Genomic DNA, 17,380 nt, shown 5'->3' with positions numbered 1-17,380 from the left:
CGCATGACCTATCCGGCCGGCCTATCGCGGCGGAACGCGGCTAGGCAGTGGGCTTGTGACCGGGAGTCGATTCGATCGGCGGTGCTTCCACCGCGGTAGCGGGTGGCACTTGCTGCTGCTCCACCGCTGGTGGGGCGTCGGCCGCCTTCGCAGAATTTCCCTCGTTTTGCAGTTCCTTGACTTCGGATTTGAAGATCCGCAGCGACTTACCCAGCGAACGCGCGAGGTCGGGCAGCTTCTTGGCACCGAAGAGCAGCGCGAATACGACAATTACGATCACCCAGTGCATGGGTTGTAGACCGCCCAACGTGGTCACCTCCTCTGGCGTCGTGTCTGCCTTGATGCTACCCCAGGGCTGATCGCGGTCAGCTGGCCTGATACGCCGCCAGCGCCGCCACCGCGTCGGTACGCACCCGTCGCGCCAGGGATTCCGGCGCCAGCACCCGGATCGCCGAACCGAAACCGAGGATCAGCCGCGCCATCCAGTCCTCGGAGGCATAGGTCATGGCGGCCTCGACCGATCCGTCGGCATGCTGGGCGCCGGTGGGCCGCATCGGGAAGTAGTCGAAGACCCAGGAGGCACTCGGCCCGACCAATACCGTCGCGGCCGGCAACGAGGGGTCCGCCTCGAACAAGCCGGTGTCGGTGGCCGTCTGTACCGCGGGCGCAGGGGGTGCAGATCGCTGATCGAGAACCTCGGCTTGTTCGATCCTGTCGAACCGGAACAGCCGCACCCCCTCGGAGGCGCGACACCAGGCCTCCAGGTAGCTGTGTTCCCCCACGACCGCGATCCGAATGGGGTCGACTATCCGCTCCGACAAGGCATCTCGTGATGCCGAGTAGTACTCGATGCGCAGCGCCTTGCGGTTACGCACAGCCGCGCGGACGGCGGAGACCGCCGCGGACTCGACAGGGGTCGCCGATGAAGCGTCCGATTCGGTGGTTGATTCTCTTCGTCCGAGCGTCTCGTCGCCAGCCCCCGCCGCATCCTCGATCTTGGCGATAGCGCTGCGTGCGGCCTCCGGGTCGACGGTGCCGGGCATGTCCAGCAGGGCGCGCAGGGCGACCAACAGCGCCGTCGCCTCGGGCGAGGTGAGGCGCAGCGGACGGTCGATACCGGCCGAGAATGTGACCTCGATGCTCTCCTCGGAGAACGAGAGATCGATCAGATCGCCGGGGCCGTAACCAGGCAGGCCACACATCCACAGCTGGTTCAGATCTGCCATCAGCTGTTTGGTGGTGACGCCCAGGTCCGCGGCGGCGTCAGCGGCACTGATACCGGGATTGGCCTGGAAGTACGGAACCATGTTGAGAAGCCGGGTCAGACGATTCGACAGCTCGGTCATGCCGTAACTCCTGCGTGTTCCTGGAGACGAGCGATGACCTCGTCGCGCACCTGCGCCGGCTCCAACGCGACCGCATCGGCGCCGTGGGAGGCGATCGAACGAACCAGGCGGTCGGGTGAGGCCACCTCGATCTCGACCACATCGCCGTCGCGTTCGCCCAGCCGACGGGGTTCGACCATGGCACCCATCCGGCGCAGCTCCTGGGCGCGCCCCTCGGCGATCCATACCCGCGCGGTGATGCGCACCGGCCCATCGCCGACAGCTCTGGCCACGATGGCGCGCAGATCCACTCCGTCGGGGCGGCGCACCGTGCCCGGCTTTTCCAGCATCGTGACGTCCTCTCCGATGCGGGAGAGCCGGAACGTACGGGTGGCATTGCGGTCTCGATCGTGTCCGACCAGGTACCAGCGGCCGCGGTCGGTGATCACGCCCCACGGCTCCACGGTGCGCGTGACGTAGGGCTCGGCGCGTGAGGGACGGTGTCCGAACTGCACTGCCTGACCGGAGTCGATGGCGGACAGCAGGATTCGCAACACCGATTCCGACCCACGACCACCGGGCATCGCTAGGTTTGACGTGGACCCCGCCACCGAAACGTTCTCGGCGGCGGGATCGACGTCCACGCCCGCCGCGCGCAGTTTCATCAGCGCACCCTGTGCGGCGGTGACCAGTTCGGGCGACTGCCACAGCTGCGTGGCGACCGCAACAGCCGCGGATTCATCGGCGGTGAGAGTGATATCGGGCAACTCGTAGGCGTCGCGACGGATGCGGTAGCCCTCCGTGGCGTCGAAGGACGACACTTTGCCCGTTTCCAGCGGGATGCCCAGGTCGCGCAGTTCGTTCTTGTCGCGCTCGAACATCCGGCTGAAGGCCTCATCGCTCGGCGAGTCCGAGTAACCGGCCACAGAGGTGCGGATTCGTTCTGCGGTGACATAGGTTCGGGTGGACAGCAGGCAGATCACCAGGTTCATCAACCGCTCGACTTTGGAGATCGCCACGGCGGAAAGCTTAGAGGAAACCGGCACGTCAGCCCGGAGCGCATGCGGGAGTGTCCGAATGTTTGTTCGGACACGACCCAAACGCCGAGCGCGAGCGCTACATGCTGGCGATGAGCCGTTCCACCCGCTCGTCGACCGACCGGAACGGGTCCTTGCACAGCACGGTGCGTTGCGCCTGGTCGTTGAGCTTGAGGTGCACCCAGTCGACGGTGAAATCGCGGCCGGCCTCCTGGGCGGCGGTGATGAAGTCGCCGCGCAGCTTGGCGCGCGTGGTCTGCGGCGGCTGATCGACGGCGGCCTTGATCTCCTCATCGGTGGTGATACGTGCGGCCAACCCCTTGCGTTGCAGCAGGTCGAACACGCCCCGGCCACGCTTGATGTCGTGATAGGCCAGGTCCAGCTGAGCGATCTTCGGGTCAGACAGCTCCATGTTGTAGCGGTCCTGGTACCGCTGGAACAGCTTGCGCTTGATCACCCAGTCAATCTCGGTGTCGACCTTCGAGAAGTCTTGGCTCTCAACAGCATCCAGCGTGCGGCCCCAAAGTTCGACGACCTGCTCGACCTGCTCATTGGGTTCTCTGGTGTTGAGATGTTCCACGGCCCGCGCGTGGTATTCGCGCTGGATGTCCAGCGCGCTGGCCTGCCGCCCCCCGGCGAGCCGCACCGGACGGCGGCCGGTGAGGTCGTGGCTGACCTCGCGGATAGCACGGATCGGGTTGTCCAACGAGAAGTCCCGGAATGCCACACCCGACTCGATCATCTCCAGCACCAGCGCCGCGGTGCCCACCTTGAGCATGGTGGTGGACTCAGACATGTTGGAGTCGCCGACGATGACGTGCAGGCGGCGGTACTTCTCGGCGTCGGCGTGCGGCTCGTCGCGCGTGTTGATGATGGGGCGGCTACGCGTGGTCGCCGAGGACACACCTTCCCAAATATGCTCGGCGCGTTGCGATAAGCAATAGGTCGCGGCCTTGGGCGTGAGCAGCACCTTGCCCGCCCCGCAGATCAATTGGCGGGTGACCAGGAACGGCAGCAGCACATCCGAGATCCGGGAGAACTCGCCGGCCCGCACGATGAGGTAGTTCTCGTGGCAGCCGTACGAGTTACCCGCGGAATCGGTGTTGTTCTTGAACAGGTAGATGTCGCCGCCGATGCCCTCGTCGGAGAGACGCTGTTCGGCGTCGATGAGCAGATCTTCCAGGACGCGCTCTCCGGCGCGGTCATGGGTGACCAGCTGCACCAGGCTGTCGCACTCGGCGGTGGCGTACTCGGGGTGGCTGCCCACGTCAAGGTAGAGCCGCGCGCCATTACGCAGGAAGACGTTGGAGCTGCGCCCCCAGGACACCACCCGGCGGAACAGGTAACGGGCGACCTCGTCCGGGCTCAATCGCCGGTGGCCGTGAAATGTGCACGTGACGCCGAACTCGGTCTCGATCCCCATAATTCGACGTTGCACACCATCGAGCCTACTGGGTGAGGCCATCGACAGCGGGGAGGCTGGCCTTTCTCGAGGCCATCTGTCTGGGTATCTCAGCAGCACGACCGGCGATCCGATACGGTTCGGTTCGGGTTGGGCCCGGTTTTCCGCACGCCGTATTGGCACACAACGACAGGTTTCGACAATGCATATTGCGCTGTTCACCGATCTTCACCCTGAGAGCCTGGGCGGGGCGCAGATCTCGGTGGCGCGCCAGCGTCACGGGCTGGAACGGCTGGGACACAAGGTGACGGTGTTCACCGCGCCGCTGGCCCACACCGTTGACCCCGACCCGAACGTCGTCGAGGTCAAGCCGGTGCCATTCGTGGCCGAGGCGATGCGCAAGCTCGGCAAGCACGACGATTTCACCTTCGTATGGCCCGGGGCGGCGAACAAGGAACTGATCGATCGGGAGCTTCGTGCCCGCGGGCCGATCGACATCATCCACAGCCAGGGCGACCTGGGCGTCTGCATCGCCGGCGTGGAAGCGGCCCGCCGCAATGGCATCCCGGTGGTGCAGACCAAGCACACCCGGTACGACGTCTACTTCGAAAAGGCCAGCCCCAACCCCCTGCTGTTGGCGTGGATCTTCAGCCAGATGCAGGAGCGCCATCTACCCAAGGATTTCCACCTGACGACGGTGCAGGAATCGGCCGCGTCGCGGCGGGCGTGGCAGCTGATGATGGCCCAGGCGCAGGCGGTGGATCACGAGATCACCCCGACGACACACTTTGCCCAGGCCCTCACCGACCGCGGGCTGCGTCGGCCGATTTCGGTGGTCTCCAATGGCGTGGACGACGAACTGGTGGACATCGCCCGTGAAGCCGCCGACGACAAGCCGACCGACGACGAGCCGCTACGGCTGATCTGGTGCGGACGGCTGTCCCCGGAGAAGCGGGTGCTGGAGGCCGTGAAGGCCGCCACCCAGGTCCAGAACTGCGTCATGGACATCTACGGCGACGGCCACCTCGAGCACGCCATCAAGAAGTACGTCGATTCACACGGAGCTTCGCACCGCATCAGGCTGCGCGGCCGGGTCAGCCAGGACAGCTGCCTGGCGGCGATGGGAGCCAGCAGCGCCCTACTGTTCACCTCCTACGGTTTCGACACCCAGGGACTGGTTCTGCTGGAGGCGATTTCGATGTCGACCCCGGTGATCTTCTGCGACGAGATCCTGGGCGAGTCGGTACCCGATGGCGGTGGCCTGGTCACCGAGAACGAATCCGTCGAGGCCATTGCGAAGGCCATCCGGGCGTTGGCTGATGACCGCGCCAAGCTGCGGCAGATGACCGAGGTGGTGGCTGCGCACCAGGACGAGCCGCGGCAGTCGCTGCAGACCGAGAAGATTGTCGCCATCTACAACGATGTGTTGAAGAAGGCCAACGCCTGACCCCGTGAGGCCGCATAGGCTGGCCGGGTGGACTTCTCCGAATACTCCCGATACGACGCCACCGGCCTAGCCGAGCTGGTGGCCACCAAGCAGGTCACCCCGGCCGAACTGCTCGCCGCGGCCCGCGCCCGCGCGGTAGCGGTCAACAACAAGATCACTGCCATAGTCCGGACCATTCCGGAGGCGGATAAACAGGTCGAGGGCGAGCTGAGCGGTCCGTTCGCGGGGGTTCCTTTTCTCATCAAGGACCTCGGTCAGGACTACAAGGGCCATCCGACATCGGGAGGGTGCCGGGCGCTGTCCACCCTTCCCGCGCCGGAGCATTCCACCATCGTGCAGCGGTGGCTCGACGCCGGTCTGGTCATCTTCGGCAAGACCAACACCCCCGAGTTCGGCTCGAAGGGCATCACCGAGCCGGAACTTTTTGGGGCTAGCCGTAATCCGTGGGATCTGGACCGCACACCCGGCGGATCATCGGGTGGCTCCGCGGCCGCCGTCGCGGCGGGAATCGTCCCGGTGGCCGGTGCCAGCGACGGCGGCGGGTCCATCCGCATCCCCGCGGGATGTTGTGGTCTGGTGGGCCTCAAGCCAGGGCGTGGCATCACTCCGATGGGTCCGGCGGCCGGCGAGCCCATGCACGGTGCGGCCGTGAGCGGCACGGTCTCGCGCACCGTCCGCGATACCGCCGCGATGCTCGATGTTATTGCCGGACCGGATGCGACGTCGCCGTACCTGCCTGCCATACCCGAGGATTCGTACGCCTCGCAGGTGGGCAGGGATCCCGGAAAGCTCCGGATCGGGGTGCGCATCCCGACCGTCATCACCCCCAATCCCGATCCGGCGGCAGCCGCCGCGGTCGAGGCCGCGGTGCGTGTCCTGACGCATCTGGGCCACGAGGTGGAAGAGGTGAGCGCCCCGTATGACGATGGGCAGCTGGCACGCGACTTCCTGCTGACCTGGTTTGTGCACGCGGCCTACGAGGTGGACGACACCAAGCGGCTAACCGGAGCCGGTGACGAAGGTTTTGAACGCGACACCCTACTCATCGCCGCGCTGGGCCGTGCCACCAACGGCCCCGATTATGTTGCGGCCGTGGAACGCCGGCACAACTATGTACGGGAACTGGCCACCTTCTTCGGCGACTACGACTTGTTGCTCACGCCCACGCTTGCCAAGGTTCCACCGAAGATCGGCGAGTTCAACCTTCCGGCGCCCTTGGCGGCAGTGTCCGATCTGTTGTTGCGCACCAAGACGGCCCGCGTGCTCAAGTACGCCAACATCGTCGACAGCATGATCAACGACAACCTCGGCTGGGTTCCCTATACCCAGTTGGCGAATCTGACTGGGCGCCCCGCGATTTCCCTGCCCCTGTATCAAACGCCGAAGGGCCTGCCCCTCGGCGTGCAGTTCGTCGCCCCACTGGGCGGCGAATCACTGCTCATCCGGCTGGCCACCCAGTTGGAGGCGACCGCACCGTGGGCAGACCGCCGGCCCACGCTCTAGCGCGGTAATGTGGACGCCGGGCCTGCAGGAGCGCCCGGTGTCCGCCCGAAGAGGCTCAGCCTCCCTGCCTTGCTTGCACTGGTTTACCGACCTCTTCTCGCACCTGGTCTCGCGGACATCGGGCACACGAGAGGAGGCCGTCATGGCCAGCACCCTTCCCGCCAATCCGTCACTTGATCGCCTCCGCGATGAGGCGCGCGGACTGCAGCGCGCGATGCGAGCCACCGATCTTGACGCGGCCGGCGTGGTGCGTCAACACCATCCACGTCCGGATATCGCCTTGGCGGGTGAACAATTCGCACTGCACGATGCCCAGCTGACAGTGGCCCGCCGCTACGGATTCACCGGCTGGCCCGCGCTCGTGCACTATGTGGAGCTTGCCGCCGGACTCAGCACCGATCCCAGCGCGGTGTCCGAAGCGGCGCTCGACACGGCCGACCGATTCTGCGCTCTGGCATCGCTGCGATACGACGAGGACGATGAACCGCCCCGTTGGCAGGCGGCCGCGGACCTGGTGGCCGCCGATCCCGCGCTGGTAGATCGGCATGTATGGGCGGCCGCCTCGGCCGCCGACCCGGCCGCACTCGCACGACATCTGGCGGCGCACCCAACACTGGCGAGCACGAATGGTGGTCCATACCAATGGTTTCCGATCATGTACCTGTGCTACGGCCGTGCGCCATTGGGTCGTACGGAGCAGCAGACGGTGGCTGCCGCGCGCCTGCTTCTGGACGCCGGCGCCGATCCGAACGCGGGATACCTCTGGCGCGGTCTGCCCACTCCGTTCACCGCGCTGACGGGGGTGTTCGGCGAGGGTGAGCAAGGGCCGGGACGTCAGCCCCGGCACCCCTTCGCCGAAGCGCTGGCCACCGTTCTGCTGCAGCGCGGCGCACACCCGGTGGATCAGCAGACCCTCTACAACAGGATGTTTCGCCCCGACGATTCGCATCTGGAGCTGCTGTTCGCCCACGGGCTGGCCGATGCCGGGGCGAGCCCGTGGGAACTCCACCTGGGCGAGGCCATGGAGACCCGTCAACAGATGTGGCGGCGGCAGGTCGACTGGGCCGCCGAGCACGGGTTCTCCGACAGGCTGGAACTGCTCGCACGGCATGGAATCGACACCGCGGGCGCCACCGTCGTGGTACCCGCCTTCCCCACCGACGTCAATGCCCGCGACGACGAAGGCGCGACGCCGCTGCATCACGCCGCCTGGGCGGGTGACCTCGGGTTGATCCGAAGGCTTCTGGACGCAGGAGCCGATCGCACAATCGCCGACAACCGTTTCAGCACAACGCCGCTGCAATGGGCAGAGCACGCGTACCAAATGGAGGCGGCAAAACTACTGCGGGATACCGGACATGGATAGGCGCCGGATCAGGCGGAGTCCCTGAGTCGCTGCACGTCGTGCTCGACGCAGCCCACCTCGTCGGCCGCCTGCGTAACCGATAGAGCGGGATTCAGCAGAATCCGCAGTTCACTGGGGGTAAAGGTCGGCTCGATTTCCCAGGGCGCATGATCCCACCCGGTTTCACTCATGCCGACGAAGAGTTCTTCGCTCATTTTCGATCCTCAGAACAAGGAGAAGTAAGAACGGGACACCACGATGAGGGCCCAGCTGAGGTGAGCTTCGTCGCCCACCCGTGACGTATGCCAGTAATGCTAGCCGCGCGCGTCAGCCAGATACAGCACCGTCCCGATAACACTGCGTAACGAGTCCGCTCTCCCTGTGGCACAACCATGTTAACGGGTGCGCAGCCGTGCACACTCGAGGCCGGACACTCGTCGGTTCGACCTGCCGCAAACTGTTCGCGCGCGTCACGCGGCAGCGGCCTTGACGGCCTTGCCCACCTCGGTACGCAGTTCGGCGTACTCGGGAGAACGGCGTAGATCGTCGGGGTCGATGCCGGTTCTGGGCAGGTTCACCAGAATGTCCAGTGCCACTTGCCCCGGGCGGCGGGTCAGCACGACGATGCGCGACCCGAGGAAGGCAGCCTCCTCGGCGCTGTGTGTGACGAACACCGTGGTGCGGCCCGACTCGGCACTGACCTGCCGGACATCTTCCTGGAGACGCTCGCGGGTGAGTGCGTCGAGCGCGGCGAACGGTTCGTCCAGGAGGAAAAGCGGGGTCTCCGCGGCGAGGGCCCGGGCGATGGCCACCCGCTGCTGCTGGCCGCCGCTGATCTCCCAGATGCGCCGACTCGCGGTGCCCTCCAGCCCGACCCGGGTGAGCAGTTCGTCCCGGCGCTGCGCCCATCGATCCCGAGGCACCTTTGCGTACTTCAGGGCGAGCTCGACGTTGCCTCCCACGGTGCGCCAGGGGAATAGCCGTGGCTGCTGAAAGACGACTCCGGAGGTGATGCCTGGGGTGGGCGCATCGCCGGCCACCTGTACGGCCCCCTCACTCGGTGATTCGAATCCGGCCAGCAGCCGCAACAGGGTGCTCTTTCCGCAGCCCGAGGCCCCGACCAAGACCAGAAAGGTCCCCGGATCGACAGTCAGGTCCACCGGGCCCAGTGCCGTGGTCCTGTCCGCGCCGCTGCCGTAGCGGTGCGTGACGCCACTGATCTTTATCGATCCGGTTTTGCTTTCCTGGACAGTGCTTTCCACATCATTTGCCAATGACACCGGGTAGGCCTTTCGTGTAGACGGCATTCTCGAATGTCGACAGTGGCGCCGCAGCGGGGATCTGCTTCTGTTCGGCCAGGAACTGTGACGCACTCTGCAGGTCCACGGCGATATGGCCCGGCTTTCCCTGTTCACCAAGCCATTTCGGAGACGCGACCTCACCGGGAGTCAAGTAGATCCCCTGCTTGAGCTGGCCCGCCACCTCTTGTGGAGTGAGCCCGTTCTCGGCGGCGATGGCCTTGGCCGCCGCACTCGGATCGTCATGAATGAGTCGCAGCGCCCGTGCCTGCTGCTGGCGCCACACGTCGACGATCTCCGGGTGCGCGTCGGAGAAGACGTTGGCCACGGCCGCCAAGTCCAGGGTGGGTTTACTCCCCTGGGCCAGCTGCCGGCTGGTGATGAGATCCCTACCGTTCTTGCGCACCTGGTCCACCGTGGGCAACCAGGTGTAGACGGCGTCCACGTCACCACGGTCGAAGGCGGCCAGCGCGGCTTGTGGCTGCAGATCCACGAGCTGAACATCCTTGGCGGACAGTCCGTTCTGAGCCAATGCCGCCAACAGGCTGTAGTGGGCGGTGGAGGCAAAGGGGGTACCCACGCGCTTGCCCCGCAGGCCCGCGATCGTCGTGACACCGCTGCGATTACTGGCCACCAGGGCCTCGTTGTCACCCGCGACATCGAGAACGAAGGCCACCCGGTACGGGATGTTCAAGGGCGCCGACAATCCCCGCGCGAAGGGACTTGAGCCCAGCGACCCGAAGTCCAGCTCCCTGGCGATGAATGCCGTGTTGACATCGGCACCGGAGTCGAACCGCGTCCACTTGATGTTGTAATCGGGTAAAGCCGTTTCCAGCCAACGGTTTTGCTTGACCACGAGGTCGCCGCTGGGGAAGTTCTGATACCCGATGCGGATGGTCGGTTTACCATCCTGCAGGCCTGAGTGGTCGATGGCGCATCCGGACAGGAGCCCGATCGCCACCATCAGCGCCGCCGCGATTCGGCCCGCTCTCATACCTTTCCCCTCCACGGCACCGCACGGCGCTCCACAGCCCGCAGCGCCGCGTCGATGATCAGTCCCGAGATCCCGATCGAAAAGATTCCGACGAGTACCACAGGCGTGTTGTTGTAGTTGCTCGCGTCTTTCACCAGACCGCCGATTCCGGGTATGCCGTTGAACAATTCGGCGGCGACCACCGAGGAGTACGCCATGCCCACCGCGAGCCGTACTCCGGTGAATGTCTCCGGCAGCGCCGCGGGGATGACAACGTCACGGGTCACCTGCCAGCGGGTGGCGCCCAGGGCGCGGGCGGCCTCCACCAGCCCGACCGGTGCGGCCACCACGGCGGCGGTGGTGGCGACCGCGGCCGGTGGCAGCGCCGCCAACGCGAGCAGCGTGATCTTGGGGGCCTCGTCGATGCCCAGCCAAATGACCAACAGGAAGAAGTACGCCAACGGCGGCAGCGTGCGCAGGAATGTCAGCCACGGCTCGAGCACGCTGCGCACCCAGCCGACCGATCCCATGACCAGGCCCAGCAGCACGCCACCGGTAACGCCGATGATGACACCGAAAAGCAAGCGGCGCAGCGTCATATACAGATGTTCGGCCAGCAGGTAGCCACCGTATCCATGCACGCCGTCATGGTTGGTGGAGACCTCGATGAACGCGTGCCACACGCTACTCGGATACGGCACGAAGGTCTGGTTCCAAATGCCGCTCACCGCGGCCAGCTGCCAGATGCCGACGAACACGACCACCGAGAGCAGCGGCAGAGCAGCGCTGGTCAACCGGCGGCGCCACTGCGACGGGCGCGGGGCTGCTTCCTTCGATTCGGCGGGCAACTCTTCGGGGGGAACTATGTCGACGAATACAGACACTATGCGAATGGCTTTCTGTGGCTAGGCGCGATGGGACGGCGTCAGACAACAGCAGCTATCAGCAGAGGGTGTCGAAGGCACCCGGTATTGATACCGGCGCAAACCCGGACACTCAAGGGTCCGGCTCAACGCGAACGAAACCCGCGACGGGGCGGTGGTCCGAGATCGTCGTCGGCCTCGTGCTCCCACAAACCGATAACCGGGGCCGAGCCCTTGGGCAACTCCCCCAGCAGCTCGCGGGTGTTCTCGCCATTGACGAGATATCCCGGGCTGTAGTGCTCGTTTTCGTCCCCGCGCCGCTGGTTCGTGTGCGACGGATACGCACCCATCATCGGCATCATCGCACCCCATGGCCGGATCGCAGCCCCCGCACCGATGCCGCCGGTACTCGCCGGCGTTGCTCCCGCACCGAGCGGCGGTATCCGGTCCGGGGTAAGCGGCTGACGACTCGCGGGTGTCGCCGATTCGAACCCGGCGCTGCGGGTTGGGTTCTCATGCCAGAGCGGATCACGCATCCAGTTCTGCTGCGCGTAGACATCGTCTTCACCGAGCTCGTCCACCCCCGATCCGGATTTCTGCCTGGACCCGAAATCATTGCCCGGAAAGGGATTACCCGGCATTCCCGCCACCATGAGGGGTACCTGCAACGGCATACCGGCACCGCCCTGAGGCATCGTCTGCTGCGGGTCCGTCTCCGGCTCCCCCAACGCCCACCGCGCCAGGAAGTCCCCGGCCCTCTCGGCCTGTTCGTCCCGCGACGAGTCGCCTGCCGCTCCCAGACCGGGGCCGGATCCGAAACGAAGTCGTTCCCGGGGGCCGACCAGTTGGGCCACCGCATTTCCGGCCTGTACCGCCGGACCGCTGTACACGGTGCGCACCTGCTCCAACGCTCGTTCCCACAGATCGAGGTCATCGGTGACCGAGGCTCTCCAACCGACCGGCACGCCCAGCCGACCCACTGGGGCGCCGGTACTCGGGGCCACGACCTGCCGCTGTAATTGACCCGTCGCGTGAGCCAGCACGCCCAGACCGGTGGACAGGGTGGTGGCCTCTCCGAGTGCCACCCGCGAGTTCTCCACGTACGCCCGCATGGTGCTCAGCGCCTCCCGCGCCCCTGCGCCGCTCCAGCTCTCGCCGATCATCGCCGTGACGTCCTCGAGAAATGCGGTGAGCAGCGAATCGAGCTTGCTCAGAGTGCTCGTCCATTCGCCGGCGATGCGCTTGATACCGTCGGGCTCCATCCGCGCCTGCAGGTCCATGATCGATTCGTGGCTCCATTTGTCGCCGTGCCATTCATCGGGCCGCACTGCGCCGGTCATCTCACCGCCCCGCTTTCCGGGAGCAATCGGCAGAGTTCGTGTCGATATCGCGGTAGGCGTCGCCGATGCGCCGGAATGTTTCGGCGAACTCGGTAAGTACGGATCGATGCTGTTCGAGAACGGCGGTGAGCGATCCCTCGGGTGCCCGGACGGCGTCATGAACCACCTGGTACCACCCCCGGCCCTCCGCACAGTCGCCGAAGATCGTATGGCCTGCGGGTGCGATGGTATCCAGGCGCGCGATGGCGCCCGCAAAAGCGCTCCGTAGCAGCTCGCAGCGCGCGGCCAGCTCCTCACAGGCGCCATCTGCCAGTCGCAGCGTCGCAAGATCGATGTATGTGTCTTTGTCGGTGGTGACGGACATGACTGCTCCTACCTGAGACGAAACGGGTTCGATACAGGTACGACCACCGACGACCGCTCACGGTTCCGCCGATTTCAGGCTGTGGATAACTTCCGGGACGCGGTGTTATCCGCTCAGGACGCCAAACGCGTGCGAGCTAACTGTCCTTGGAATCCTTGGAGTCTTTGGAATCACCGGCCTCGGGGCCCGGATCGCCGCCGCCCTCGATCTCCCCCGGGGAGAAGTCCTCGGGCAGAAGCGCTTCCAGCGCGGCGCCCTTGATCCGGCGGAAGGCTCTGCGGGGACGGCTCTGTTCCAGCACCGCCACCTCAAGTCCGCCCAGCGCCCGGCCCTCCGAACCGTTGGCGCCGGCCGTCCCTGCCTGCAGTGCCTTCACCGCGAAACCGACCGCGTCCTTCAGCGTGGCGCCCTCGGCGTAGCTCTCCTTGAGCGAGTTGATCACCGGCTCGGTGTTACCGCCCATGACCACCCAATGCGGCTCATCGGCAATCGAGCCGTCGTAGGTGATCCGGTACAGCACCGGCTGGGTGTCCCGGCCGTGATGAGCCACCTCACCGACACACAGCTCCACCTCATACGGTTTGGCCTGCTCGTTGAAGATGGTGCCAAGCGCCTCGGCGTAGATATTGGCCAGCTGCCGTCCACTCACGTCGCGGCGGTCATAGGCATAGCCGCGCATATCGGCCCACTGAATACCACCGCGGCGCAGTCGGTCGAACTCGTTGAATTTACCGACGGCGGCGAAACCCACCCGGTCGTACACCTCGCTGACCTTCTGCAGCGAGTTGGACGGGTTCTCGGCGACAAATAAAACGCCGTCTGCATAGGTGAGCGCCACGACCGAACGACCGCGGCTGATTCCCTTGCGCGCCAACTCCGAACGGTCGCGCATGAGCTGCTCGACCGAGGCGTAATACGGAAAGGTCATGAGGGATCACCACTTTCGGCCGCTTCGGTCCGCTTCTGGATGACCTCGCGCGCAATGCTTTCGATATCGGCCTCGGGCACCCGGATCGCTCCGCCGGAATCGATCCGAATGGCCGTCGGGAACACCCGGCGCACCAGATCCGGTCCGCCCGTTGCCGAATCGTCCTCGGCGGCGTCGTACAGCGCCTCTACCGCCACCGCCAGCGCACCCAGTGCGTCGCCGCCAGACTTGTAGAGCTTCTTGATCGATGATTTGGCGAACACCGAACCAGAACCCACCGCCTGGTATCCGTCACTCTCGACGTGCCAACCGCCCGCGACATCGAAAGACACGATGCGCCCAGCGGTTTCACCGTTGGGGTCGTCGATGTCGTAGCCCACCAGCAGCGGCACCGCCACCAGCCCCTGCATGGCCGCGGCGAGGTTGCCACGCACCAAGGCCGAGAGCCGATTGGCCTTACCGTTGAAGGTCAGGGGCACACCTTCGAGCTTCTCGTAGTGCTCCAATTCGACGGCATACAACCGCGCGAACTCGACGGCGATCGCAGCGGTTCCCGCGATACCGGTCGCCGAGTAGTTGTCGGTTATCTGCACCTTGTCGATATCGCGGTTCGCGATGTAGTTGCCCTGGGTGGCGCGCCGGTCACCGGCGATCAGAACTCCACCGCGGTACGTGAGCGCCACGATGGTCGTGCCGTGCGGCAGGTTCGTGATCACGTCACCTGATGCCTTTCCGAGTGCCGGAAGCAACTCCGGGGCCTGAATCCTCAGGTACTCGGAGAACGAGGAAAGGTGCGAGTGTCGGGTGAACTGCTGGGGCGCGATCGAATCATCGCGCCAGATCACTGGCCACCCTTTTGGACGTACGCCCGCACGAAGTCCTCGGCGTTCTCTTCCAGCACGTCATCGATCTCATCGAGCAAATCGTCGGTGTCCTCCGCCAGCTTTTCGCGGCGCTCCTGCCCGGCCGGTCCTCCCAGGTCGGTGACATCGTCCTCGTCACCGCCACCACCGCGCTTGGTCTGCTCCTGCGCCATCGCTGCCTCCTGACTGCTAGGTCGGTTCTGTTCAGCCTACCGGGCAGCGCCCACGGTGTGACGTTTCACGGGCGTGCGTCGCCGAACCCGTTACGTGGTGAGCTGATCGACCAGTTCAGCAGCCGAATCGACCGAATCCAGCAGCGAGCCCACGTGGCTCTTGCTCCCGCGCAGCGGCTCCAGCGTTGGAATCCTGACAAGCGAATCCCCACCCAGGTCGAAGATCACCGAGTCCCAGCTGGCGGCGGCAATGTCGGCGCCGAAGCGGCGCAGGCACTCGCCCCGGAAGTAGGCGCGGGTATCCGACGGGGGCCGCGTGACCGCGTCCAGCACCTGTTGCTCGGTGACCATCCGCTGCATGGACCCGCGGGCCACCAGCCGGTTGTAGAGCCCCTTGTCCAGGCGCACATCGGAGTACTGCAGGTCGACCAGATGCAGACGCGGTGCCGACCAGCTCAGATTCTCGCGTTGCCGGAATCCTTCCAGCAGCCGCAGCTTGGCGGGCCAGTCCAGCAGGTCGGCGCATTCCATCGGATCGCGCTCCAGCAGATCGAGAACCTTGGCCCACACCTGCAGCACGTGATCGGCCTGCGGATCCGGGTCGCGGGAGGCGACCAACTCAGCCACCCGCTCCAAGTAAATACGTTGCAGTGCAAGGCCTGTCAGCTCTCGGCCGTCCGCAAGCGCCACGGTGGCCCGCAGCGACGGATCACGACTGATCACGTGCACCGCGTACACCGGCCGCGCCAGGGCCAGGTCCGAGAGATCGGCCCCGGATTCGATCAGGTCGAGTACCAGCGAGGTGGTACCCACCTTCAGGAACGTCGAGGTCTCGGCAAGGTTGGCGTCACCGATGATGACGTGCAAGCGCCGGTACTTGTCGGCGTCGGCATGCGGCTCGTCGCGGGTGTTGATGATGCCGCGCTTGAGCGTGGTTTCCAGACCGACCTCTACTTCGATGTAGTCGGCACGCTGCGACAACTGAAAGCCCGAGTCGTCGCCGGAGGGCCCGATTCCCACCCGGCCGGAACCCGTGACCACCTGGCGCGACACGAAGAACGGCGTCAGGCCCGCGATGATCGCCGAGAACGGCGTCTGACGGTCCATCAGGTAGTTCTCGTGGGTGCCGTAGGAGGCACCCTTACCGTCGATGTTGTTCTTGTACAGCTGCAGCCGCGCGGCGCCGGGCACGCTGGCGACGTGGCGGGCGGCGGCCTCCATCACGCGTTCACCGGCCTTATCCCAGATCACCGCGTCGAGCGGATTGGTGCATTCGGGCGCCGAATACTCCGGGTGGGCGTGATCGACGTACAGGCGGGCACCGTTGGTGAGGATCATGTTGGCCGCCCCTACCTCGTCGGCATCGACGATAGGAGCCGGACCGGTGGTGCGCCCCAGGTCGAATCCACGGGCATCACGCAGCGGCGACTCCACCTCGTAATCCCACCGGGTGCGCTTGGCGCGCTGGATCCCCGAGGCCGCGGCGTACGCCAGCACTGCCTGCGTGGAGGTGAGGATCGGGTTGGCGGCGGGGTCCGTAGGAGACGAAATGCCGTATTCAACCTCGGTACCGATGATCCGTTGCATGACGCTCAGCCTAGAGAGTTGGGGCTGAACACCACGCCGGGGACTGTTCAGACTGCTCTGCGCGCCGCGGAATCCGCATTAGCGTCGGATTCATGAGCCGCCCAGAGAAGATCCATGTCGACCTCAGCGGAGCACCGCAGACCATGCTGGCGACGTTCTACGCCAAGGCATTGGATGCCGATCTGCCGAAGCCGATCCTCGGCGACCGGCTGGCCCGTGACATCGCCGACCGCATCGACTACGACTGGTCCAAGACGACCATCACCGCGGGTAGGTCACCGGCCGTCACCACCCGTTCCGCACATTTCGACGGCTGGGCGCGCGCCTTTCTGTCCAGGCACGCCGAGGCCGTGGTGCTGCATCTGGGCTGCGGTCTCGACGGCCGGTATTTCCGGCTGAACCCCGGCGCGGGAGTCCAGTGGTACGACATCGATTACCCCGACGTGGCGGCGCTGCGCAGCCAGCTCTATCCGACACGCGATAACTATCACGTCGTGTCCGCATCGGTGACCGATCCGGCATGGCTCGCGCACATTCGGGGCGACCGCCCGGTGCTCGCAATCGGAGAGGGGCTCACCATGTATCTCACGCAGGCCGACGGCATCGCCCTGTTTCGCCGGATTGTCGATCACTTTCCCTACGGGGAACTGCAATTCGATGCGTTCAACAGGTTCGGCATCAAGACGCAGTGGTCGAACGCGGTGGTGCGACGCTCGGGGGCGACCCTGTATTGGGGCATCGACGGTCCCGAAGACATTATTCGCGAGATCCCCAAGCTGCAGCTCCTCGAGTGGGAGTCACCCTTCGATTCGGCGACCTTCCAACAGACCAGGACCGCGTATCGGCTTCTCGCCAAGGCGATGTCGGTATCGCCGACGCTGCGGTACATGGCGCAGTATCACCGCTACGCATTCTGAGAAGTGGGGGTTGAC

General features: G+C 65.6%; 18 protein-coding genes. 4 read left to right on the top strand and 14 right to left on the bottom strand.

The features are described from left to right. Nucleotides 1-40: 40 nt before the first annotated feature. The 4 genes from tatA to pafA all read right to left on the bottom strand — a co-directional run bounded on the left by tatA (nucleotide 41) and on the right by pafA (nucleotide 3,800). A complete protein-coding gene (tatA, locus tag HBA99_RS10945) occupies nucleotides 41-307 on the bottom strand; it encodes a Sec-independent protein translocase subunit TatA (RefSeq protein WP_044104701.1) in 267 nt (88 codons plus the stop codon). 58 nt (nucleotides 308-365) lie between these two features. After that, nucleotides 366-1,346: a helix-turn-helix transcriptional regulator gene (locus HBA99_RS10940; protein ID WP_070924452.1), complete on the bottom strand. Its 981-nt coding sequence runs from the start codon at nucleotides 1,344-1,346 to the stop codon at nucleotides 366-368. Then, on the bottom strand, nucleotides 1,343-2,344 hold the full coding sequence (locus HBA99_RS10935; protein WP_064408639.1) for a helix-turn-helix transcriptional regulator: 1,002 nt from the start codon (nucleotides 2,342-2,344) through the stop codon (nucleotides 1,343-1,345). The genes HBA99_RS10940 and HBA99_RS10935 overlap by 4 nt, the downstream gene beginning before the upstream one ends. A gap of 97 nt (nucleotides 2,345-2,441) precedes the next feature. Further along, nucleotides 2,442-3,800, bottom strand: coding sequence for a Pup--protein ligase (gene pafA, locus HBA99_RS10930; protein WP_030095624.1), 1,359 nt, complete (start codon nucleotides 3,798-3,800; stop codon nucleotides 2,442-2,444). 166 nt (nucleotides 3,801-3,966) lie between these two features. Here pafA and HBA99_RS10925 point away from each other — a divergent pair, with 166 nt between their 5' ends. From HBA99_RS10925 to HBA99_RS10915, 3 genes are all read left to right on the top strand, one after another. Continuing rightward, a complete protein-coding gene (locus HBA99_RS10925) occupies nucleotides 3,967-5,211 on the top strand; it encodes a glycosyltransferase (RefSeq protein WP_030095623.1) in 1,245 nt (414 codons plus the stop codon). 27 nt (nucleotides 5,212-5,238) lie between these two features. Continuing rightward, nucleotides 5,239-6,714: an amidase gene (locus HBA99_RS10920; RefSeq protein WP_070951058.1), complete on the top strand. Its 1,476-nt coding sequence runs from the start codon at nucleotides 5,239-5,241 to the stop codon at nucleotides 6,712-6,714. Nucleotides 6,715-6,856: 142 nt separating this feature from the next. Beyond that, nucleotides 6,857-8,080: an ankyrin repeat domain-containing protein gene (locus tag HBA99_RS10915; RefSeq protein ID WP_070951059.1), complete on the top strand. Its 1,224-nt coding sequence runs from the start codon at nucleotides 6,857-6,859 to the stop codon at nucleotides 8,078-8,080. A gap of 8 nt (nucleotides 8,081-8,088) precedes the next feature. Here the strand turns inward: HBA99_RS10915 and HBA99_RS10910 are convergent, their stop codons facing one another. The 10 genes from HBA99_RS10910 to dop all read right to left on the bottom strand — a co-directional run bounded on the left by HBA99_RS10910 (nucleotide 8,089) and on the right by dop (nucleotide 16,448). After that, on the bottom strand, nucleotides 8,089-8,274 hold the full coding sequence (locus HBA99_RS10910; protein ID WP_057968018.1) for a hypothetical protein: 186 nt from the start codon (nucleotides 8,272-8,274) through the stop codon (nucleotides 8,089-8,091). Between the two features lie 255 nt (nucleotides 8,275-8,529). Further along, nucleotides 8,530-9,366, bottom strand: a complete 837-nt coding sequence (locus tag HBA99_RS10905) for an ABC transporter ATP-binding protein (RefSeq protein ID WP_420063451.1) — start codon at nucleotides 9,364-9,366, stop codon at nucleotides 8,530-8,532. Next, complete coding sequence (locus tag HBA99_RS10900) at nucleotides 9,323-10,351, bottom strand: taurine ABC transporter substrate-binding protein (RefSeq protein WP_057964727.1); 1,029 nt, start codon at nucleotides 10,349-10,351, stop codon at nucleotides 9,323-9,325. The genes HBA99_RS10905 and HBA99_RS10900 overlap by 44 nt, the downstream gene beginning before the upstream one ends. Further along, on the bottom strand, nucleotides 10,348-11,214 hold the full coding sequence (locus HBA99_RS10895; protein ID WP_070951061.1) for an ABC transporter permease: 867 nt from the start codon (nucleotides 11,212-11,214) through the stop codon (nucleotides 10,348-10,350). The genes HBA99_RS10900 and HBA99_RS10895 overlap by 4 nt, the downstream gene beginning before the upstream one ends. A 125-nt stretch (nucleotides 11,215-11,339) precedes the next feature. Beyond that, complete coding sequence (locus tag HBA99_RS10890; RefSeq protein ID WP_070951062.1) at nucleotides 11,340-12,533, bottom strand: hypothetical protein; 1,194 nt, start codon at nucleotides 12,531-12,533, stop codon at nucleotides 11,340-11,342. A 1-nt stretch (nucleotide 12,534) separates the two neighbouring features. Next, complete coding sequence (locus HBA99_RS10885; RefSeq protein WP_070951063.1) at nucleotides 12,535-12,897, bottom strand: hypothetical protein; 363 nt, start codon at nucleotides 12,895-12,897, stop codon at nucleotides 12,535-12,537. Between the two features lie 136 nt (nucleotides 12,898-13,033). Next, nucleotides 13,034-13,825 carry a proteasome subunit alpha gene (prcA, locus tag HBA99_RS10880; protein ID WP_057964725.1) on the bottom strand — a complete coding sequence of 264 codons (792 nt, stop codon included), beginning with the start codon at nucleotides 13,823-13,825 and terminating at the stop codon, nucleotides 13,034-13,036. Next, on the bottom strand, nucleotides 13,822-14,670 hold the full coding sequence (prcB, locus tag HBA99_RS10875) for a proteasome subunit beta (RefSeq protein WP_030095613.1): 849 nt from the start codon (nucleotides 14,668-14,670) through the stop codon (nucleotides 13,822-13,824). The genes prcA and prcB overlap by 4 nt, the downstream gene beginning before the upstream one ends. Then, complete coding sequence (locus HBA99_RS10870) at nucleotides 14,667-14,861, bottom strand: ubiquitin-like protein Pup (protein ID WP_030095612.1); 195 nt, start codon at nucleotides 14,859-14,861, stop codon at nucleotides 14,667-14,669. The genes prcB and HBA99_RS10870 overlap by 4 nt, the downstream gene beginning before the upstream one ends. Nucleotides 14,862-14,951: 90 nt before the next feature. Further along, nucleotides 14,952-16,448 carry a depupylase/deamidase Dop gene (dop, locus tag HBA99_RS10865; protein ID WP_030095611.1) on the bottom strand — a complete coding sequence of 499 codons (1,497 nt, stop codon included), beginning with the start codon at nucleotides 16,446-16,448 and terminating at the stop codon, nucleotides 14,952-14,954. Nucleotides 16,449-16,540: 92 nt separating this feature from the next. Here dop and HBA99_RS10860 point away from each other — a divergent pair, with 92 nt between their 5' ends. Next, the gene (locus HBA99_RS10860) at nucleotides 16,541-17,365 is read left to right on the top strand and encodes a class I SAM-dependent methyltransferase (RefSeq protein ID WP_070930599.1); all 825 of its coding nucleotides are present in this window, start codon (nucleotides 16,541-16,543) and stop codon (nucleotides 17,363-17,365) included. The last annotated feature ends 15 nt before the right edge of the window (nucleotides 17,366-17,380 follow it).

It is taken from the genome of Mycobacteroides chelonae (assembly GCF_016767715.1).
Taxonomy (GTDB): domain Bacteria; phylum Actinomycetota; class Actinomycetes; order Mycobacteriales; family Mycobacteriaceae; genus Mycobacterium; species Mycobacterium gwanakae.
The sequence above is the reverse complement of the archived record's forward strand: the minus strand, read 5'-3'. Positions and strand labels throughout refer to the sequence as shown.